This window comes from Caballeronia arationis (assembly GCF_001544975.2).
Classification (GTDB): domain Bacteria; phylum Pseudomonadota; class Gammaproteobacteria; order Burkholderiales; family Burkholderiaceae; genus Caballeronia; species Caballeronia arationis.
The window spans coordinates 1-20,661 of sequence record NZ_FCOG02000072.1 but is presented as its reverse complement, the minus strand read 5'-3'; the positions used below and the strand labels follow the sequence as shown (position 1 = coordinate 20,661).

Genomic DNA, 20,661 nt, shown 5'->3' with positions numbered 1-20,661 from the left:
GTCTCGCTGTTGGCATCTACTTCACGATCGTCGTCATGCCGATGCGCGTCGCGCCCGCGTGACGCGGCGGTTGCGGCGGACCGCCGCCTCCGGCGAGCACGGTGGCGCGGCCGAGGCGCGCGCTGTCGAGCGTGACCGGCGCGGTTCGCACGCCGATCACGGCGTCGAGCCCCAGCATCGCCTGCACGCCGACGCGAAAGCGCGGCTCGACGAGCACGAGCTGCGCATCTACATGCGCGGGCTTTTCGGCCTCGATGAACTGTGCGAGCGCGCGCGCCAGGCCCGGCGTGCGCGCGCAGGCGGCGGGCACGAACACCGAAAGGCGGTGCGCGGTCACGTAAAACGGGTCGCGCTCCGGGTCCTGCGACGTATTCAGCTGCGTCACGCCCAGTTGCGCGCCATCGCTGCGTCCGGTGCGCGCGAGGTCGAGATCGCTTTCGAGCCGGCTGCGGTTGACGATGCGCTCGCCCCAGAGGCGTGCCGCGTCGGAGAGTCGCGCGCGGTCGAGCGCGATCCAGCGCCGCAACTGGAAGTGTTCGAGCAGCAGGCGCGGCGCGCGCCAGTTGCGCATCAGGCCGGCGTTGCCCCGTTCGCGTACGACGCAAGGCACGCAGCCTGCCTGCGGCGGGCTGCATCCGTCGAGGAGATCGAGCCCGAGGAACGCGTGCAGGGCGGCGCGCAGCCCGCCGAGCGTGCCGCGCCACGGGTAGAGCCGCGGCATCTGCATGACGAAGCGGCGCTTGCGGGCGAGCGGCCAGGACGCGACGAGCGTCACGCCGACCCACGCCGCGAGCAGCTTCAGGAAGTCGCGGCGCGCGGGCACGTCGGGCGCGGCCGGCGCCGACATCGGGCCGAACAGGCGCGCCTGCTCGTCGATCTGCGTTTCGATCTCGCGCAGGCCGCGGTCGAAGATGGCGAGCCAGCGGTCAGTGAATTCGGCGGCGACCGGGTCGGTGCCGAATACCGCCGGCAGATAGCGGCGCAGGCTCACGCGCGGAAAATCGAGCTGCACACAGCCGATGCCGGGCGTCGCATGCGTATCGCCGCTGAGCGTGAGCCTGAGCCACAGATAGCGGCCGGGCGGCGATTGCAGCAGGTAGTCGGAGACGGCGCACACAGCCGGCACGTTCGCGCTGCCGGTGCCGGCACGCCATAGGCCCGCGCGGCGCCACTGCTGCGGATCGGCGAGTTCGTCGTCGGTGAGCAGCGTGCCGGCGCTGCGCGTCGCGATGTCGATGCCGGTGCCGGCCGGCAGGCGAGCCGTGAGCACGATGCGATCCCACACGCAGGCGGCTATTGCACTGTCGAGCGGCGCGCTGATCCAGACGCCGCTCGCCGTATAAGCCAGCGCGGCGTCCGCATGGCCGGACGGCAGCGGGTTGCCGCTCGTATCGACGATGAGCGGCTCGCCGGGCGCTGTCTCGCAAAGCGGCCCGAGGTCGATCGCGCCGTCGGCGAACACATGCACGAGCAAGCGCCCGAAACAGGCCGCGACCTCTTCCGGGAGCGTAGCGTGTCCTGACACTCGGCCGGGCATCACGTCCACGATCGTCACTGCGCTCGCACCGGCGCTGCGCACGTACAGGCGGCCCGCGCAATCGACGGCCAGTGCGTCGACGGCGCCGAGGCCGCCGATGAAGCGCAGGCTGCGGCCACTGCGCGAACACAGATGGACGCCTCCGTTGGCGGGATCGGCTACCGCGACCAGCCCGTGCGCGAGGCCCGCGCAAGCGCTAGGCATCCATGCGGTGACGGCGGCTTCGCCACGGGCGCCGTGCGCCGGCCGGCCGGGCGCGTGCAGCGCGTCCGGCGCGTTCCACACGCCGCGCGTGGCGCCGGTGCCGACGTCGAGCACGATGACCCGGTGCGCCCCGGGGACACAAAGGAACAACTGCTGGCCGATCACCGCGATGCCCGCCACGCCGGGCGGCAGGCGCGGATCGCCCGCGCCGACGCACGCGAACGGCACGAACGCGCAGGCGCACGGATCGAACACGCGCAGCCGAACGCCCGCTGCATCGAAAAGGAGTATCCGGCCGTCTGGCAGCCACGCCGCGTGACGCGGCAGCGTTAGTCCGCCAAACGCGCCGCTCGCTTCAGCGAGCGTTCGGCCACTGCCGGGCACCGGCTGCAAGGCAAGCATGCCGTCCGGGCCCGCGGCGACGTCGTGGCTCACGCCGGCGAGCGAACCGGCGCGCCAGCCGAGGCGCGCGTCCAGCGCCATGCGAAGCGGGTCGTGCGGCGGGCGGGCGACGGGAGGCAGGAAGGAGGCGTTCATGGCGTGTTCACGCTTCGTATTGGACGGTGATGCGATGCGCGCCGCTTTTGACGAGCGCGAGCGGTTCGATCGTCACGTCGCTGCAGGGCGGCATGGGCTCGCTGTCGATCGTGAAGAGCACGTCGCTCACGCGGCGCACGCCGGGCAGCAGGAGGCGCTGGACGATGGAGGCGTAATAGATGTCACCGCCGAAGGGCCAGCCGCTGCCGTTTTCGGTGGCGCTCGCGTCCTCGCCGCCCACGAGCGGATGCAGATAGCGCTGGAGCAGCGCGAGCGCCTGCTGCTTGACGCTGGCGAGGTCGCTGTCGGCCTTCACCGTCAACTTCGCGCTGACGGCAACTTCGCGATAGCGCGGAGCGATCGCGTAGAGTTCGGTCGTCGCGAGGCGGCGCGGGTCCAGCACCGCGCACACGTTGCGCAGCGTGGCTTCGGTCGGCACCGGCGCCGGGTCGTCGAGCGGATCGGCGGTGGCTGCCTGCGGAACGACTATCACGCTGACGACGCCCGGCACGGCGATGCCCTCGAATTGCGGATGGTAGAGCGGCAGCGCCTTCGCCCGCGCCACGCCGCCCGCCTCAAGCGCGTGCAGCTCGAAATCGCCTGCGGTCACGGCGCGCTCGTGGCTCTTGAGCGTCTGCTGGGCGCGCGTCTGCGCCGCGTCGAGCGTTTCCTCGTCGGCGCCGCCATCGGCCGCGAGCAGGTTCACGACGCCATCGGCATCGATGCCCGCCACGGGTTCGCGCAGGTCGGCGATGCGCCCGGCCGCGACGTTGCCGGCCGTGCCGCCGCCGAAGCGATAGCTGCGCGCGATGACGTTGGCCGGCTGATTCGGATTGGCGATCGGCACTCGCAACCGGGCGCCGCGGCCGAAGCGCACCTCGCCGGTGGAACGGTCGAGCACGTAGTGCCGGTCGTCGGGGCCCGAGGCGAAGAAATCCGGCACTTCCGTCCACGCCTCTTCGCCGCGGCCTTCATCGATCGCGAGATCGAGCGTGCCGGCGAGCACCGGCCGGTTCGCGAGCGTGAAGACCTGGTCGTCGAGACCGGTCGCGCGGCCGAGCACTTCGGCGTCGACGGTCTGGGCGTTGAGGACGGCCACGGTATTGATGCGTGCGGCGAGCAGCATGGGCGCGATCTGGTACGCGCCCGAGACGAGCCGCGCGCGAATCCAGTAGCGCGGAGCCGTGAAGTTGCCGAGCACCGCGCGTTGCAGCGGGCCGTCGACGTCGTCGGGGGCGGGCGTCTGCAGCAGCACATGACCGCTGCGCGTGAAGGCCGCGGTCTCGTCCTTGAGCGAATCGAGCGCGATCCATTCCTTGCCGTTCCAGTACTCCCACGCGAACACAGCCGGCGGCGGCGTGGCCGCACCGCTCGCGACGAAGAGTACCGAGCCCTTCGCCGGTGGCCTCGTCCAGATCATCAGGTCCAGTTGCGTGGCCGGGAAGTCGAGCGTCGAGTCGAAGCCGAGCATCAGGGCCGCCCCGATGCGCGCCGTACTGCCAAAGGGCGCGAAGCCGTCGCGCGCGTCGGCGTTGACGGTGCTCACGTCCGTGTGCTGGAACCCGCTGTCGAGTTGTACCCCGTCGAGCCGCGCGGCAAGCGCGATGAGCGCGCGCTCGGTTTCGAACACAAGGGGCGTATCGGCGCCGGGCACGTCGGCCGCGACCTGCGTGTGCAGCGGCACGATTACCGTCGGCTCCGGCCAGGTGGGCAGCACCGCGAAGCTGACCTCGGCGCTCGCCGGCTGGGCGGGAGTGAGTTCGATGCCGAGCAATTCCAGGAACTTGATCGTGTTCAGGAGCGGCACCTGCCCGAGCCGGTAAATCAGCATTTCGGCAAGCCACGCCAGCAATTGCACGACCGCCATGCCCGGCTCGTTGTCGTTGAGATCGGTCCATTCGGGCGCGTAGCGCGGAATCCGCGTGCGCGCCTCTGCGACCAGATCGGAGTAGCGCCGGTCGTCGATCACGGGCAGGTTGTCGAGGAGTGGCATGGGATCGGCTCCGCGCGCTCAAGCCGGTTCGAGCAGGAAGAACGGATAGACGAGATTGCCTATCGCGTTGTTCGCGCGCTGCCGGTAGTCGACGCGCAACAACAGCAGGTTCGGCTCGGCGGGCGCGCTCTGGGCCGACACTTCGAGCACGTCGATGCGCGGCTCGAGCAGGACGAGCGCGCGCCGCACGGCGTCGATCGCGCGCGTGTGCGTCGCGGCGTTGTTGGGCGCGAACACCAGATCGTGGATCGAGCAGCCGAAGTTCGGCTGCATCACGCGCTCGCCGAGCCGGGTGCCGAGGATCAGTGCGATCGATTCCTCCACGCGCCGGTCGCCGCTCGCAAGCGCGAGCCGGCCCTGCGGCGTCACTTGCAGCGGGAAGCGCAGGCCGGTACCGAGAAAGTCAGCTTGCATGAGGGGCTCCCAGGCCTTCGGCGACGAGTTGCAGCGTCTTGGCGATTTCATCGAGCACATCGATCACCGACTGCAGCCCTTCGAGGCTCGAATCCGAACCGATCTGCGGCGTCTTGATCGGGTCCACGCCGGCAAGGCCGAACAGCGGCTCGGCGAGCGACAGCAGCACCATGATCGGCTCGATAGCCGACATCGAATGCTGGGCGGAAGTCTCCGCATTGCGTTGCGCGCACTCGAGGGTCGCGAGCAGTTCCGTGTTTCCCTCGCTCTTGGCCGAGGTGATCTGCAGCGCGAGGCCGCTCATGACGTTGAGGATGCTGCGCAACTGCGCGACGATGCAGCGCAAGAGCTTGGCGATCAGCGCGAGCAGATCCCGCAGGAAAAACGGCACGCCGACAAAGAACTTCGTGATGCATTCGACGAGCGGCACGACCGCCGGCAGCAGCTTTTCCATCGCGCTCGCGATCTTGAAGGGATCGAGCGTCGCGAGCGCCTTGATGGTGTCGATGAGCGGCCCGATCACCTTCAGCGCCTCGATCAGGCATTTCATGTTTGCGAGGAGCGGCGCGATCTGCAGCGCGAGCGAGAACGAGAGCGAGCAATCGTCGGGGATGCCCTTGCTGATGTCGTTGAAGGCCTTGATCGTCGCGCCGCCGAAAGGCAGTGTGATCTCCACGCTGCCCGGCTTCGGCAACGGGATGCACACCGGCGTCTGCAACGCTTTCGTGAGCGATTCGGGCAGCGGAATGTCGATGGTCTGGGTCGGCATGGTCGGGTCTCGGGTCGGTCGATTGCCGGGCGCTCAGATCGGCGGTCCGACCTTGCGGACCACGCGACCGCTGATCACCACGCTCGCGCCGTCGAGCACGAGCGCGCCGCGCGCCGTGATCGTGGTGTGCGAGTTGGTCATGACGATCGTGTTGCCATGTGCGTCCTCGATGATCAGCGCGCCCTTGTTGCCGGCGTTCGGCGTAGAATCGACGAAACGTACCGTGTGGCCGTTCTTCGAGCGGATCATGCGCTGGCGCTCGTCCGGCGACGGCGGCTTTTGCCGGGCGTTCCACAGGAATCCGATCACGTAGGGGTGATCGAACATGCCCTGGTCGAAGGCGAGCATCACTTCGTCGTCGATATTGGGCATGAAGAACACACCCGCGTCGCCGCCCGCCATCGGCGCGGCCACCGGCACCATGCGCTGCACCGGGCCGTTGAGCCACGGGTACGTCACCTCGATGCGACCGAGCTGTTCCTTGTCCTTCACGCCCGTGACCTTGCCGATCACGATGCCGCCTACACGTTCGGAGCTCATGGTGTTCCTCCCCCTGGGAGCGATGCGCCGGTGTCGGGGTCCTCGCGCCGCGCGGTGAAACGCGTGATGTAGCCGCTGCCGCCGAGCGTATGCGTGGTTTCCGTGACGAAGTACTCGCCGCTCAGCCGGCTGCCGATGCCGTCGATCAGCACGCGCGACCCGGCCCGCAGGCGCGGCAGGCCGACCACCGATCCCTTCACGGTGACGAGTTCCTGCGCGTGCCCAAGCAGAATGTCGCGCGCCGCCTTGCGCGCTTCGTCGCGCGTGAAGACGGGCCGCGTGATCACGCGCTCCTCGCGCGGATCGCAACGCTCGACTATCTCGCGCAGTTCCGGGTTCAGGCGCTTGAGCTTGGGATCGCTCCAGTCCGCGCTTTCGACGATCGGCTTTTGCTTTGTGCGGTCCCAGCCGTGCACGGTCACCTTCTTCACCTGGTTCGCGGTGGTCAGCGTCGGCTTGAGATCCATGAGGCCTGCGCCCCAGCTCAGGCGATAGGGCGCGATGGCCCCGGTCGTGGACGGTCCGAAATACAGGTATTCCTTCGGATGCCGCGGATCGGGCGGCTTGACCTCGACGACGTAGCCGCGCAACCGCGCGCGGCGCCAGAGGAAGTCGATGTCGTATTCGTTCTTTTGCGCGACGTAGGCGAGGCGCGGCTCGTTTTTTACTGCGTTCGGGTCGGTCACGACGGGCATCGGAATGCGCCGCGCGTCGTTGCCGTTGCCTTTCCATTTCGGATCGACGATCCCGTCGAAGCTCTTCGCGATCTCGCTGTCCGTGAACTCGCGATTGGCCTTGCTGTTCGGCCATTGCCCGTCGTACTTCGCGCGCCGCATGCGGTGCAGGCGGTTGAGGCCGCGCACCGTGAGCGTATGCGGGCCGTTCGACGTGAAGTTCGGCTCCATCGTCGTGAAATTGCCGGACAGCATGGTCTGCAACTCGTCGAGGTAGCCGAGCTTGAGCGTGACGATCTTGTTGCACGGTTCGAAGAGGGTTTCGAGTTCGTGCAACGCCGCGTCGGCTCGACTTTGCGCGTTCTCCGAGCCCATGTACCGGAAGCGGCGGCGCTCGGCGTCCCAGTTCGACACGACGATCTCGAAGCTGTCGATTTCCTCGAGCTTGTCGTGATACGTCACTTCGAGAATGTCGCGCACCACCCGATTGCGCAGGCTTACCCCGTCGATGTCCAGTTCGAAGCGCGGAGTCCAGAATTGCGCGCCGCGCTGCATGGATTCCTGGCGCAAGGTCTGGTATTCGGTCGTGCTCATGGTGCGGGCCCTTTGCTCGGCAAGTCAGTGCAGGGACGGAATGGTCAGCGTGCTGCCGGGCGCGAGCCGGCGCGGATCTTCGATGCCGTTGCTCCCGGCGATCGCGCGCCAGTCGCCGGGCCGCTCGTAGTAGCGCGCCGCAAGCGCGCTCAGCGTTTCACCGCTGCCCAGCTGATGCCAATGTGTGCGATCCGGCGACTCGAGCTTCAGCTCGAACAACTGCTCTTCGAGCGGGCGCCATTCGCGCAGGGTGAGCGTGACGGTCGCGCGCAGCGGAACGCCTTCGGGGCTGAACATCGTGAAGCGCTGGCGCACGCTTTCCGCCACGCCGGTGAAGCTGTTGCGGCGATTGTTGCCCCAGTCCTCGTGGACGCGGTTGCCCGAAAACTCGTGATGCCAGTAGAACGTGACAACGGGCGGCGCGTGCAGCGCCGGGACCACCTTCACGAGCTGGTAGAACTTGTCGGTTTCGCGCGTGACCGAGGTGGCGTTGATGCCGGTGCCCTGGTCGGTCGTGTCGCAGAACAGTTCGAGCGTCAGCTTCTCGGCGCCGCCGCGCACGAATTGCTGGATCGGCGCGTCGAGTCCGGGAATGCCGATTTCCGCGAACTGCGCGCCCTTGTCGAAGGTCAGCTCGGTCGGGTTGTACTGGATCTCATAGTCCTCGTAGGCGTTCGGCGCCACCTGCACGAGCATGCTTCCCTTGACCGGAATCGTCATAGCGACCCCCGTTCGATGCGATCGACATAACCGTTGCGCAGCGAGCCTTCGTTGCGCACGCGCTCGTCGTGATCGAACATGTCGCGCACGAGCGGCAGGATGACTTCGGCGAGCGCGCGTACGGTCTCGGGCGCGATTGCCGCGTTGCCGTCGACCGCGCGCACGCGATTGACGACCTGGCTGATCAGCACTTGCGTGTTCATCGCGGTGCTCCGGTGAAGGGGTCGGCGAGCGCGTACATCAGAAGAGACTCCCGATCGCGGAAGCAGCCGCGCCGACGGCCGCCGCGAGCCCCGATGCGCCGGCCAGTTGAAAGAGCCCTTCGTGCACGATCGTGATGCTCTCGATCGCGACCGCCGATTGCTGCGCGTTGAGGCTCGGGCCGCTGTACTTGGTCGGCAGGCCGCGCCGGAAGCCCCACGCCATGTACGGTTTGTGCGAGGCGTCCTGCAGCGTGATCACGCCGTCCTTGCGCTGGGCGATGCCTTGCGAGAAGCCGTAGCACCAGTCGAAGAGATCGGTGCGCCGGGTGAGGCCCTTGCGCAGCGTGATTTCCCCGTATTTCATGCGCTTCGGGAACTTGAGCACCGTGCCGTTGTTGCCGCCTTCGTTGAAATCTTCGGTTTCGAGCGTCAGTTCGAGTCCCGAACACTCGCTGAAACCCGCGAGCGGATTGGCGATCAGCGGCGCGAGCGCGATCGACGTGACGAGCTTGCCGGTGCCCGCCGCCGAATCGGTCAGCGCAATCTGGAAGTTGTAGCCGAGCACCGGATCGCGGCGTGTGTCGAGGCTCATGATCGTCCCTCCAGTACCGCGTCGAACAGGGCGACCGCGGGCGTGTCGAACCGGCGGCCGATGCGCAGCACGATGAACTCGGCCGGCGTCGCGGGCGCGAAGCCGACGAGCGCCACGAGTTCGCCCGCATCGCGTGCGGCGGGCGGGTTCAGCACGTCGTCGCAGCGCACGAAGAAAGAGCTCGCTTCGGTTTCGCCCGCGAACGCCCCGCGCGCATGAAAGAGTCGCAGGATCGCGAGCAGGGTCGAGCGCACGGTGGCGCGCAGTGCTTCGTCGTTGGGCTCAAATACGACCCAGCGCAATGCGAGGTCGGCGGCTTTCTTGATCGTGAGCATGAGCCGCACGATGTTGATGTAACGCCATTGCGCGTCGCGTGCGAGCGTGCGCGCGCCGCCGAAGAGCGGATCGCGGCCGAAGTCCGCGCGCAGCACGTCGATGCCGGCATCGTTCCACTGGGCATGCAGCGCGTCGTCGATCGTGCGTTCGGTGCCGATCACTCCGTTGAGCGTGACGTTGCCGGGCGCCTGCTGCACGCCCGACTTCAGGTCGGTGCGCGCGATGGCGCCCAGCACGTGGCCGCACGCGGGAATCAGGCGCGTGGCGTCGCCACCGTAGACCGGATCGTCGACCCGCAGCCAGGGCGCGGCGAGCGCGGCGCAGCGTGCGTCGAACTGGTCGCGCCACGCGAGTGCGTCCTCGCGCGCGCGTTCCATTGCCGTGGCGATGTCGAACGGCAGCCCGAGCAGCGCGAAGCGGTCGCCGGCCGCGTCGCACGCGTCGATGAGCGCGGCCTGGACACGCGCGATCTGCGCATGCGTGAAGAGCGGCGGCAACTCGCCTGCCACGACGGGAGCGGCGCGGCGCAACGGCGCGGGCGGCGGCGGGCAGTCGAGGCACGGATTGCGCGGCGGAACCGCGCGAGGCCGCGTTTCGGGCGGCTGCTGCGGCTGGATCAGCACATCGGGCAGCGCGACGAGGGCGATCTCGTCGATGAGCGCCAGGGCCTGCAGGCCGCGCGATTTGCGGGCGCGCGTGAAGTCGTCGTCGTGGGCATCCCACGGCTCGCCGATGAACTCGTCGGGCGTGAGGCCGCTCAGGCCGTCGGCGCCGCCGGCGAGCGGCTGGGTCGCGTCGAAGCGCACGTCGAGCGGCAGCGGAATGGTCCCGGCGGTCGCGCCGGCGCCGAACGCGGGCACGCCGATGATCGGCTGGGGCGCGCGCGGCAAGGCGCGGGCCGCCGCGTCGTCGCGCGCGGCGCCGCTTGCGGACGCAGCCGCGCCGCCCGGGTCGAGCGCGCTCTGGCCGAGCGCGGCGCTCCAGTAAGCGGTCGGTTTCAGCATGAAGCCGAGGTAGCGCGGGTGCGCGGGCACGAGATGCAGATCGCGATACGACGCGACGACGCTGCCGCGCTCGCGGACGATCAGCGCATACGCAATGCGCACGATGCGCAGCGGCTGCGTGACATCGAAGCCGCCGAGCGCGCGGTCTGTCGCGCGCTGCATCTGCGGGTCGGGATGCTGCCAGTAGAGGAGGCCGAGTACCGCATCGATGTCGGCGATGACCCGGTAAGCCACCGTGCTGCCTTGTTCGATGCGTACGAGTTCATCCTGCGCGAAACCCGCGGTCGAGCTGACGCGGCTAGCCTGCGGCGTGCTCGCCGCAGGCAGGCTGTCGGTGACGACCTGGCCCGACACGGCCCAGGCGAGGTCGAGCGCATTGCCCCAGTTGCCCGGTGAACTGGCCTCGATACGCAGCACCGGTTGGCCCGAGATCTCGGCGAGCACGACGCCGGCCGCGAGCGCACCTGAGCGCGGCGTCTCGCCGGGTGCGGCCGAGAAGTCGCGCGTGGCCACCCGCACGACCCAGCAGCGCAGGCCGCCGTTGTCGAAAAAGCCGCGCACCGCATAAGCCAGATAACCGCCGCCGATGAAGTCGCCGAACTGCGCGCTGAACTGGCGCATCGATTCGACCGGCACCGGCGTGTCGAGCGGACCGCGTTGCGCGATGCCGACGAACGCCGCCACGTCGGTGCGCAGCACGACGGGCGGTACGCGCGCCGCATCCGCGTGTTCGATGTAGACACCGGGCTTCATGGCTGGCATGCACGCGCCCGCTTCAGGCGGCCGGCGCCGGTTCGAGTTCGATCATGATGCCCTCGTGCACGATCTCCATGCCCTCGATCGCCAGTTCGTTGCCCGCGGCCTTGAGGCTCGGCCCTTCGATCTTGTTGATCCAGGCGTTCTCGAAGTTCCAGCGCATCACGTCCTTGTGGGCTTCGTTCATCAGCACGACGCTGCCGTCATAGCGCTCGTCGGCCCCGCCCGCGATGCGCGCGTACCACTTCCACAGCGTGTCGTCCGGGGTATAGCCACGCTTGAAAACCAGGTTCGGATACTTGCGCAGGCCGTGGAGCTTGCGCACGCTGTTCACCGGATCAGTCCCTTCGCGGTAGTCGGCCATGTCGCCGTCGCCGTTCAGGCCGCTGACCTCGCTGAACGACGCCACGGCCAGCCCGATGAATTCGACCCGGAAGTTGAAGGCGCGAAACGGATCTATACGCTTGTCGATTGGCATGTCGTCCTCGCTGACGGGTAAGGGGTGCCGGGGCGCATCACTGGTCGGCGTCGGCCGTCCACAGGCCGATGCGGATGATCACGAATTCGGCTGGCTTCACGGGCGCCACGCCGATCACGCAAACGAGGCGGCCATTGTCGATGTCGTCGCGGGTCATGGTGGTGCGGTCGCACTTGACGAAGAAACCCTGATCGGGCGTCGTGCCTTCGAGCGCGCCATTGCGCCAGACCGTCGTGAGGAACTGGGTCGCGCTGCGCCGCACGCTTGCCCAAAGCGGCTCCGCGTTCGGCTCGAAGACGACCCATTGCAGCCCGCGATCGATCGAGTCTTCGAGAAAGATCAGGACCCGCCGGACGTTGACGTACTTGTACTCGTTGTCGCTCGTGATGCAGCGCGCGCCCCAGACGCGCAGGGCGCGATTGTTCGGCCTGAAGTCGCGAATCAGATTGATGTTGACCGGGTACGGATTGACGATGTCCTGCTCGCCCTTCGTGAAGTAGCGCGTGAGGCCCGCGATGCCGCGCACCACTTCGTTCGCCGGCGCCTTGTGCACGCCGCGCTCGTTGTCCACACGCGCCATGATGCCGAGCACATGTCCGGCCGGCGGCACCGGGAACTGCCGCACGAGCGCCGGGCTGGTGGGGAACGGATCGGCGATGGTCAGCCACGGGTGATAGAGCGCGGCGTAGTGGGAGTCGAACTGCTGGCGCAGGTCCTGAACATCGGCGAGCGTGTCGTCGGGCGGCGGCGGGCCGTCGAGCACGGCGAAGCGATAACGCAGTTCCTCGCAATGGTCGATCACTGATTGCTGAAGAAGCGGCGCGGTCTGCCCGGGAATCGATACCAGCGACACGTTGAGCAGGTTCTTCAGGGAGAAGAGGCCGGTGCGATGCGCGGGTTCGTTGCTGTCGGCCCCGCGATACATGGCGTCGTCCATTCCGGCGACATTGTCGTCGCCGCCCGACAGCGGCAGGCGGGCGGGACGCGTAAGACCCGAAGGCAGCACATCGACGAGTGTTTCCGGCCCGAGCCGGATCGCGAACGGGTCGAGCGCGCTGCCCGTGTCGCTGCGCGGATCGCGTACGCGCACGTAGACCGAGGCGCCTTCCGAGCGACGGTCCGAGCGCCGCACGGCCTCGTCCCGGTCGTCGGTGTCGCTGCCGGGCGTATAGGTCACGCCGACCATGCGCTCGACGTAACGGCTGTGGCGCGGGTCCATCGACAGATTGCGGAAGATTTCCTGATCGAGCAGATTGTCGTCGCGCGACGGCGTCGTCGGGTCCGGGCGCCGGCGCAGCAGCACCATCAAGCTGAATTCCCGTGAGCGGACCCGTACGAACTGGCCGAGCAGCGCGGCATTGGCGACCGCCGCCATGTGAGTCGCCGTGAGGCCCGGCGCGTCGAGCAGGACGAGGCGGCTGGTGCGGTCGACCGCGCGGACCTTGAGCAGGCCGGGCACGAGACTGCCGTCGGGGTTGCTCATTGCGAGCACGCTGCCGGGCTCGGCGCCCGTGCTGGACGCGACTTGCAGTGACGAGAACATGCCCGGCCCGGGCGGCGGATTCGCGTTGAGCACCGCCGTATTGCCGACGAGTCCGGCCGGTTCGTCGCGCGCGGCGATCTGGAGCCGATTGCCCCAGCTGCCGGCATCGATGGCGCGCACTTCGAACAGAACCTCGCGTTCGACGAGAGGCACGCCTGCCGGGTGGCTGAACGCGAGCGGCGTGTCGATTTCGATTTCGCGCGGCGCGGCAGGCACCGGCGCGCCGCCCAGACGTTGCAGAATCCGCGTGCCGTCCGGCAGGTCCAGTTGCAGCACCTCGCCGCTGGCAAACCCCGTGATGTCGGAGACGAGCAGGCCAGGGCTGCCGGGCGCGCTCGCGAGCGCGGTGAAGACGGCCTGGCGCGCCGTGTCGACGGTCGTGACCTGCCGGCGCACGGGTTCGCCCGCGAGGCCGCCCGCGTGCGAAGCGGTGAGCGGTTGCGTGAGGAGCACGACGCCGGGATCAGGAGCCGGGCCGCCCGCGCCGGGCACGCTGCGGATGGTCGCGAGCTCGTCCGGGCCGATGCGAATCACGTCGGATGCGGCGAGGCCGAGCCGGTCGTCGAGCGCGATCGATACGCTGCCGGCGTTGGCGGGGCCGGTGAGATGTTTCGGCGTCAGTTTGACGGCGCCAGCCGGCGTCCACGGCAGGTCGTTGCGCAACGTGACGGTTGCGGCGGTCGGGTCCACAGCATCGATGAGGTCGTCCTGAGTCGCCGCGCCGTTGGTGAACGTGAGCGTCATGCCGGCGGCGAGGTGACCGACGTCGTCGAGCTGGATCACGCGATGCGCGGTGATTTCCGCGACCACGTTGCGATCGTCGTCGGCGACGCTCACATGATGGCCGAGACTGCCCGCCGGAATCGCGAGCGGGCCTGGCATGGTGAGAGGCAGGCTGCCGAGCGCGCCGATCGAGATTGCTTCCTGCGCATCGGTGCCGGGGGCGACGATCGCGACATGCGCGTTGTTCGTGAAATCCGCGGGCGGCGGAGACGTCTGCAGGAAGGCGAGCGTGTCGCCAGCGTTCGCCGGCAAGGCGAGCGTGTCGTCGGTGCCGCCCGTGGTCTCGATCACGGTGGCGGGCGCGGCCGCCGCGTAGTCGAAGGTGACCGCACGCGAGAGGAATACCCGCACCTGCGTGGTGCCGACCGCCTCGGCGCGCGTCGCGAAGACGTATTCGGCAACCGCCGTCGCGCCGAGTTCGAGCAGGCGCCAGCCGGCGGATGCAGTGCCTGGTGGAAGTGCGGCCGCGAGGCCCGCCACATTGCCGGTATCGAGCAGCAGCTCGGTGGCGCCGGCCGCCACCGCTTCGGCCAGCTTGAACTGGGGCGGCGCGAGCGACGGATCGGTCGACGCCGCGACGGCGAGCGCGCGGATCGTCGTACCGGCGGGATGGCCCGCGCCCAGCGGAACGTCGAAGCCGACGTGGCGTGCCTGCGCACCCGGATTCGCGATCAGCCGTCGGTATTCCGCGCGGCCGCCGTCGCCGATCCTCACCCAGTCGCCGAGTGCGAGATTGGCGGGGTCGAGCGCGTAGAGCAACGGCGGCGCGGCCGTGGTGCCGCTGCCCTGTTGCGCCGGGCGCAGCAGCACGGTGTCGCCGGGCGAAGCCACGCCGGGATCGTTGAAGAACATGTCGCGCGTCGCGGGCGTCGCTTCGTCCGGCAGCACGCGCGTGATGTAGGCGCGTTTGCCGCCGTTGACAAAGAAGCCTTCGACGGCATGGGGCAGATAGCAGTGCGCGCGGCCGCCGTCGGTGAATTCGTCGATGGGCAGTGCGCCGCCGAAGGTCCGCGTGTATTCGCCGAAGCTCGTCACGAGTTGCGGCACGTCGACCGGGCCGCGCTCGGTCACGCCGACGAGCCCCGCGGTGCTCGTGCTCACGCCCTCAATGGGCTTGTTCCCCGAGGGCGTTTCCTCGACGTAGACGCCGGGTGACAGGTATTCGGGCATGGGGTCTCTCCTCTCGGTTCGATCGAGTCATTCCAGCGAAACAGTCAGTTCCTGGATGGCGTTGCGGTAATCCAGCGTGACGATGGGCTGCGCATCGGTCAGGCCGGCCGACTGCACACGAAGCCGTACGAGCGCAACGCGCGCGATCGCCGGCAGCCGAAAGTAGCCGTTCGCGTCCGTCGTCGTTTCATACGGGGACACGCGCTGCCATTCGTGCGGCCCCGTTCCGTCGTCGAGTTCGAGAAAGGCGCCATCCGTGAAGGCCGGCAGTGCCGCGGTGACGCCAACCCGGTCGCCCGCGATCGCCGCGCGAGCGAGCGTCGTCGAATTGCTCGCGGCCTGCGGTGTCACGGCTGCGCATACCGCGCCGTCCCGATGCAGCGAGGCGCACGGATATTCCAGCGTGATCCAGGTGGGCAGGTCAGGCGCGGGCGTGGCCTCGACGGCCGCGATCTTCACGACCTCGGTGCGTGCAGCGTCGTCGCGGTCGATCAGCAGGTCGGCGCCGGCGGCAAGGGCCTGGCGATTACTGAGACGCAGCTTTTGTGCGCCAGGATCGGCGGTATTGAGCAGCGTCTGCGTCGCGGCGTTGGGCGTGAGCGCACGCTCGCGCATGGCCGTCGTGGTCGCACGCGCGGCGTACAGGCCCGGCGTGAGCGCGACGATGCGCGGTGCTTCTGCCAGGGCCGGCGGTGTCCAGTTCGCGGGCGGGAGCACCGACCACAGCGCGTCGATACGCACGGCGGCGCCAGCAAGCGGCGGCGGCGACACCGGCACGCGCCGGATCACGCGCCCTTCAAGCGCGACGCCGATGCGATGCATCAGCACGTCGCCGAAATCCAGCGGCGCGAACGCTTGCGGAAAATTCAGGATCGGCCCGAGCTTGTCCGTCAGCCGCAAGGGCAGATAGCCCTGGCTCGAGATGCGCATGTCCAGCGTCGCGGCGGTGCTGCCGAGCGCTGGCAGCGAGCGCGCCGGCTGGCCGACGAGTCCCGCGATGCCATCGCGCGAAACACGCGGAAAGAGGTCGTCGCGGCCGCTGGTGACGTGAAGATCCTGGCGGACTGGCTCGAGCGTGATTTCGTCGACGACGCGAGCGCGCAGCACCGCACGCACGCGATCGGCCGGCGCGGGGGCGGGATCGGGGAAATAGCGCCAGGCAAGACCGGCCGCGGTTTCGATACGCTCTGCCATCACGCATCCTCCAGCGCGCGCGCTACGCCGGTTTCCGGCATCGAGACATCGACGGGCACGATCATCGCGGCTTCGGCTGCGGAATCGATCGGCACCACGCTGACCTCGTACGACACGCACAACTGATAAGGACGGTCGAGTGCTTCCCAGACCCGCGTGATCTGTTCGAGTGACAACGGCTCGAGCCGCACGAAGAATTCGAGCGGCTGGCCGCTAAGCGTATTGACGAGGCGCGCACCTGACAGGCTCGCTTCGTCGTGGAACAGTTGCAGGACTTTGCCGAGGATCAACTGCTCAAGTTCACCGGCCTGCTCGCGGGTCTTGTGATTCACCTGCGGCGTGACGAGATAGTGCAGGCGCAGCGGCAGCGGGCGCCGCAACAGCCGGTCGCGCGCGATGCGGCGCGGCGGCTGGTTCAGCGTCTCCGCGTCGCGCTCCACCAGATACAGCCAGAGCGACACGCCTTCATGGTCCGTCTCCGCCAGTTCTTCCGGATTGTTGAGCGTGACGATCATCGTTCCGATCGCGTCGGGCGAAGGATCGAAGGGATCGAAATAGGGCGAGAGATCGACATCATCCTGCAACTCGCGTTCGATCAGCGCGCGCAGGCTGCCGCTGCAGTCACGGATAGCGGTTTTCATCGCCGTCCCGCCTGCACTTGACGTGCGTTATCACCGCAGGCCGCCGATGGCGTCGGTGCATGAGAGGCTTGCCCCTTTTGCCGCTCGGGCGTCGCCCGGTCATGAGTCGTTTGTGTCATCGCATGGGTACAGTGATGTACGGTCGGCCGATTCGATTCGATTCGACGCCTCCCCGTCATGCCGGCAAGCAATTGCAAGTGCCGGGCCAATCGGAAGGCCGCGCGGCGCAGTCGATTGCGCGCGGGGGCACCTGGTGGCGTGGACATTTTTGACCGTGTGCGGTCGCGAAACGGCGCAGCCGCTGTCTCGTCGTGTGAATGGTCGGCAAGGAACGAGGGAGGACAAATTTGTCCGCCGGCATGCGCGAACTTGTCCACGCGACGCATGACGCATAGCCGCGCGCTTTCGCCGTGCTGGCCGATGCCTGGTCGATTGAACGAAGGGGGGAGAAAACGCGCCGCGGGCGCGCCTTAACGGATTGCTTCCCTGAACGACTCGGGAGCGATGTTGTGCTTGCGGATCAGCTCGAAGAGCGCGCGCCGGTTCTTGCCTGCCGCGCGAGCCGCATTGGCGATGTTGCCGTTCGTGCTGCGCAGCACGTTTTCGAGGTAGCCGCGCTCAAAGCTCTCCACCACGCGCGCCTTCATGCTCTGGAAGGATTCACGCTCGATGGCGTCCTGCATTGGATCAGGCAGGTCGATGTCCGATTCCGTGAGAATCTGCCTGGGCGCGAGCAGCACCGCGCGCTCCAGCACGTGCCCGAGTTCGCGGACGTTGCCCGGCCAGTCATGGCGCAGCAGCTTGTTCAGCGCCGCAGCGCAGAGGCGGCACTCGGGACGTTGGTCGCGCAGCGAGAACTGGCTGAGGAAGTGCCGCGCCAGGGCGCCGATGTCCTCTTTGCGTTCGCGCAGCGGAGGAAGATCGATGGGCAGGACGTTGAGGCGATAGAACAGGTCCTGCCGGAACGAACTGCGCTTGGTGAGTTCCGCGAGGTCGCGGTTCGACGCCGCGACGACGCGAACGTCCGCATGCCGGACCGTATTCGATCCGAGGACGCGGTACTCGCGCTCTTGGAGAAACCGCAGCAGCTTGGCTTGCGCCGACAACGACACGCAATCGACGTCGTCGAGAAAAAGCGTGCCACCTTCCGCTTCGCTGACGAGCCCCGTGCGCGAGATGTGCGCGCCGGTGTACGCGCCCTTTACATGGCCGAACAGCTCGGCTTCCATCAACTCGGTCGGTACTGCACCGCAGTTGAGCGCGACGAGCGGATGTCCCGCCCGTTTCGACGCGTGGTGGATTGCCTGGGCGAACACCTCCTTGCCCGTGCCGGTTTCGCCGAGAATGAGCACGCTGGCGTCGCAGGCGGCGTAGCGCCTGACCTTCGCGATCTCCTTCGCGAGCGCGGGACTGCTTCCGGTGATGATGTCATCAAGCGCGACGTCCGGCGTGCCGAGCCGCCGGCACGAAGTCAGATGCGAGCGCATCAGCAGCCGGCGAGCGCGGAACACCAGCTCGTCGACGCCGAACGGGCGGAACACGAAGTCAGCCGCATCGGCTTCGATCATGCGTTCCAGCGCCGCGCCATCGGACGCATCCGCGATCATGATGAGTGGGCATGCAAGCGGCGCGTCTGCGAGGGCCGCAATGGTTCGTTGCTCGAAATCGTGCGCGGGTGCGGCGTTCCAGATCGCGAGTTGCGCGTCGCCGAGCGATCCGGCGGACCACGGCGTGCTCGCGCGATGCACCGAGCACGCGAACGCGGCTTCCAGCGCGGCGATCATGCCTGCGCAAGCGTGTTCGCTCGCGGACTCCGTCACCAACGCGACATGAGGCTTCAGAGCCCGCGCGTCGAAATACTTGTCCGCGACGGCTAGGGAAGAGCGCATGGATCGGTCTCCCGGTCACTGGCGGCGCGGCGCGTTGCGCAGGCCGGCGAAGCGGCGGGCAATGCCCCGCGTGTGCAGCGCCGGCAAAACGGTGCGGCGTCACAAGCCTTCTCACCGATGCCACGGAGGGCACCACCGCCTTTGGGAAGCGTCAGTGCAGGAGCGCTGACGCCGGATGCCTTGCCAGACGCATTCCCTTCATCTTCACGTAGTTTCTGAAGATTGGCCAAAGAACCCACGAAGCGTCTACGTTTTCGTGGTTCTAAGGCCCGCGATCCCAAAGATACGTGCGTCTTAACCTATGTCCTTTCCAAAGTAAATGCAACGGAAAGTATTGAAACAGCGCTGTCCATTTATAGTTGACGAATACCGCCCTGGCAAGGAGCTAGCACTGGCCTCCGGGATGCGGGGAACAGTGACACGCAAAGTGCCGTTCGGCCAATGACAAACGTCCGCGTTCGGCCACGACGAGGCCTCCGCCAGCGCCATCCCGGTCGGTCAAGCGGCGGATCAAGCTCGGACCGAGCCGTTCGGAATCCCTTCGCCTTAGGTTGCGAAGCTGGCTTTCTGGTCAACTGGTATCCCCGGGATGAGATTGGTGGCGCTTTGTCGCGTCAGATGTCATCCTGTCAGTCAGAGATCAGTTCCGCGCTCAACTACGACAGGAGAAATCGAAATGGCGCGACTACGCATTACTGCAGCAGGTCAGGTGTTCGAAGCCGAGACGCATCCGGATGCGCCGGAAACCGTCAAGGCGTTTTTGTCAATGCTGCCGTATAAACAAAAGCTGATTCACGTCCGATGGAGCGGCGAAGGATGCTGGGTCCCGCTCGGTGAATTTCGGCTCGAAAACGATGGCAAGCCCGTCGGATTCGAAAACCATACGAGTCATCCGTCCGTTGGCGACGTGTTGTTCTATCCGGGCGGCTATAGCGAGACGGAAATCATCATGGCGTATGGCTCGTGCTCCTTCTCTAGCAAGATGGGGCAACTCGCGGGCAATCACTTTCTCACGATCGTCAAAGGCAACGAACAGCTTCGCCCGCTCGGCGTCAAGGTCCTGTGGGAAGGTGCACAGGATGTGTTGTTCGAGTTGATCTGACTCTCTTCATCGGCCCGCGTAGCCATTTCACGCGCAGGCAATCAGGCCGCTGGATGAACACTAGTCATGCAGCGCGCGTGAAGTCCTGCGGCAACTGCGAAATGCCCGGCGTGCGAGCGTGCTGACGACGTTGCCCGCCTAGGATGGCTTCGAGGGAGTCAGATTTTCGTGGAGGTCGCGCGTCAGCGTCTCGATACGTTCGGCAAGCTGGCGCGTGAGCTCAGTGAGTGCGGTGTTCTGCTTGAGCAACTCGGCCATTTGCAGGGTTTGACGCGCGAGTTCGGTTTCGCGTGTCTGGCAGGCGAGTGCGATGTCTTCCCGGTGATGGGCGTCGGCTTCCGCAAGCGCCTTGTCGCGATCGGCCTGCCGGGTTTGCGCAAGCAGGATAAGTGGCGCGGCGTAGGCGGCCTGAAGGCTGAATGCGAGATTCAGCAGAATGAACGGATACGGATCGAACCGGGTAAGGCCAAGCAGGTTGACCGCGATCCAGCCGCTGACAATTACGGTCTGCACGACGAGAAAAGCAGGCGTGCCGAAGAAGCGGGCAAAGGACTCGGCTTTCAGCGCGAACCAGTCGTTGCCGAACACCCGCGACAGATGCAGACAGGTGATGGTGTGCCGGCGGCCCCGCGTCGGCTCGATGATATTCGATTCCGTTAGCCATATTCGTCTCTCCAAGCGAACTACAGTGGGATACCGCGATCGACGGCGCTCAACTGCCCACCAACGACATGCGGACCGTGGGACAGGATTTGCCGGTGGCGGCTGCGTGCTTGTCTTCGCGCAGATCGGAGTAGCGATCGTCGCGCTGCTGCCAGCGGTGCCGGATCGCGCTGCGCAACTCTGCGGCGGAGACGGACGCGTCCAGCTAGATTCCTTGACTGAATTGATCTTGTAGCAGTCGAGTCAAGTTTCTACGCGGCGATTTTGACCTGATCGCACCAGGTGTTAACGGCCTTCTCAGCGGTGCGGAAGCTGCGCTGCAAAG

Annotated in this window: 17 protein-coding genes; 1 reads left to right on the top strand and 16 read right to left on the bottom strand. The window is 67.4% G+C overall.

Translation table 11 applies throughout. The features are described from left to right. Positions 1 to 16: 16 nt before the first annotated feature. The 15 genes from AWB81_RS28900 to AWB81_RS28825 form a co-directional block, all read right to left on the bottom strand. The gene (locus AWB81_RS28900; RefSeq protein ID WP_062640013.1) at positions 17 to 2,278 is read right to left on the bottom strand and encodes a phage tail protein; all 2,262 of its coding nucleotides are present in this window, start codon (positions 2,276 to 2,278) and stop codon (positions 17 to 19) included. Positions 2,279 to 2,285: 7 nt separating this feature from the next. Then, on the bottom strand, positions 2,286 to 4,271 hold the full coding sequence (locus tag AWB81_RS28890; protein WP_062640011.1) for a putative baseplate assembly protein: 1,986 nt from the start codon (positions 4,269 to 4,271) through the stop codon (positions 2,286 to 2,288). Positions 4,272 to 4,289: 18 nt separating this feature from the next. Next, entirely contained in the window at positions 4,290 to 4,685 is a 396-nt protein-coding gene (locus AWB81_RS28885) for a gp25 family contractile injection system sheath assembly initiator (protein ID WP_062640008.1), read from the bottom strand. After that, complete coding sequence (locus AWB81_RS28880) at positions 4,675 to 5,454, bottom strand: hypothetical protein (RefSeq protein WP_062640006.1); 780 nt, start codon at positions 5,452 to 5,454, stop codon at positions 4,675 to 4,677. Before AWB81_RS28880 ends, AWB81_RS28885 begins: the two co-directional genes overlap by 11 nt. 33 nt (positions 5,455 to 5,487) lie before the next feature. Then, on the bottom strand, positions 5,488 to 5,994 hold the full coding sequence (locus AWB81_RS28875; protein ID WP_062640003.1) for a phage baseplate assembly protein V: 507 nt from the start codon (positions 5,992 to 5,994) through the stop codon (positions 5,488 to 5,490). After that, positions 5,991 to 7,262, bottom strand: a complete 1,272-nt coding sequence (locus tag AWB81_RS28870; RefSeq protein WP_062640001.1) for a phage late control D family protein — start codon at positions 7,260 to 7,262, stop codon at positions 5,991 to 5,993. Before AWB81_RS28870 ends, AWB81_RS28875 begins: the two co-directional genes overlap by 4 nt. Positions 7,263 to 7,286: 24 nt before the next feature. Beyond that, complete coding sequence (locus AWB81_RS28865) at positions 7,287 to 7,982, bottom strand: CIS tube protein (RefSeq protein ID WP_062639999.1); 696 nt, start codon at positions 7,980 to 7,982, stop codon at positions 7,287 to 7,289. Continuing rightward, on the bottom strand, positions 7,979 to 8,185 hold the full coding sequence (locus AWB81_RS28860; RefSeq protein ID WP_062639997.1) for a hypothetical protein: 207 nt from the start codon (positions 8,183 to 8,185) through the stop codon (positions 7,979 to 7,981). Before AWB81_RS28860 ends, AWB81_RS28865 begins: the two co-directional genes overlap by 4 nt. Before the next feature lie 37 nt (positions 8,186 to 8,222). Then, on the bottom strand, positions 8,223 to 8,777 hold the full coding sequence (locus AWB81_RS28855; protein WP_062639995.1) for a phage tail protein: 555 nt from the start codon (positions 8,775 to 8,777) through the stop codon (positions 8,223 to 8,225). Continuing rightward, positions 8,774 to 10,879 carry a phage tail sheath family protein gene (locus AWB81_RS28850; RefSeq protein WP_087135252.1) on the bottom strand — a complete coding sequence of 702 codons (2,106 nt, stop codon included), beginning with the start codon at positions 10,877 to 10,879 and terminating at the stop codon, positions 8,774 to 8,776. Before AWB81_RS28850 ends, AWB81_RS28855 begins: the two co-directional genes overlap by 4 nt. Before the next feature lie 13 nt (positions 10,880 to 10,892). Then, positions 10,893 to 11,351 carry a phage tail protein gene (locus AWB81_RS28845; protein WP_062639991.1) on the bottom strand — a complete coding sequence of 153 codons (459 nt, stop codon included), beginning with the start codon at positions 11,349 to 11,351 and terminating at the stop codon, positions 10,893 to 10,895. Positions 11,352 to 11,388: 37 nt separating this feature from the next. Beyond that, complete coding sequence (locus tag AWB81_RS28840) at positions 11,389 to 14,847, bottom strand: phage tail sheath family protein (RefSeq protein WP_062639989.1); 3,459 nt, start codon at positions 14,845 to 14,847, stop codon at positions 11,389 to 11,391. A 27-nt stretch (positions 14,848 to 14,874) separates the two neighbouring features. Beyond that, a complete protein-coding gene (locus tag AWB81_RS28835) occupies positions 14,875 to 16,041 on the bottom strand; it encodes a hypothetical protein (protein WP_062639987.1) in 1,167 nt (388 codons plus the stop codon). Then, a complete protein-coding gene (locus AWB81_RS28830) occupies positions 16,041 to 16,682 on the bottom strand; it encodes a Pvc16 family protein (protein WP_062639985.1) in 642 nt (213 codons plus the stop codon). Before AWB81_RS28830 ends, AWB81_RS28835 begins: the two co-directional genes overlap by 1 nt. Before the next feature lie 470 nt (positions 16,683 to 17,152). After that, a complete protein-coding gene (locus AWB81_RS28825; protein WP_062639984.1) occupies positions 17,153 to 18,571 on the bottom strand; it encodes a sigma-54 interaction domain-containing protein in 1,419 nt (472 codons plus the stop codon). Positions 18,572 to 19,247: 676 nt separating this feature from the next. Between AWB81_RS28825 and AWB81_RS28820 the strand changes: the two genes are divergently transcribed. Further along, positions 19,248 to 19,673 (top strand): DUF3830 family protein, encoded by a 426-nt coding sequence (locus tag AWB81_RS28820; protein ID WP_062639982.1) that lies wholly within the window; start codon positions 19,248 to 19,250, stop codon positions 19,671 to 19,673. A gap of 138 nt (positions 19,674 to 19,811) precedes the next feature. Here the strand turns inward: AWB81_RS28820 and AWB81_RS28815 are convergent, their stop codons facing one another. Next, the gene (locus tag AWB81_RS28815; protein ID WP_327372640.1) at positions 19,812 to 20,351 is read right to left on the bottom strand and encodes a DUF1003 domain-containing protein; all 540 of its coding nucleotides are present in this window, start codon (positions 20,349 to 20,351) and stop codon (positions 19,812 to 19,814) included. Positions 20,352 to 20,661 lie beyond the last annotated feature (310 nt).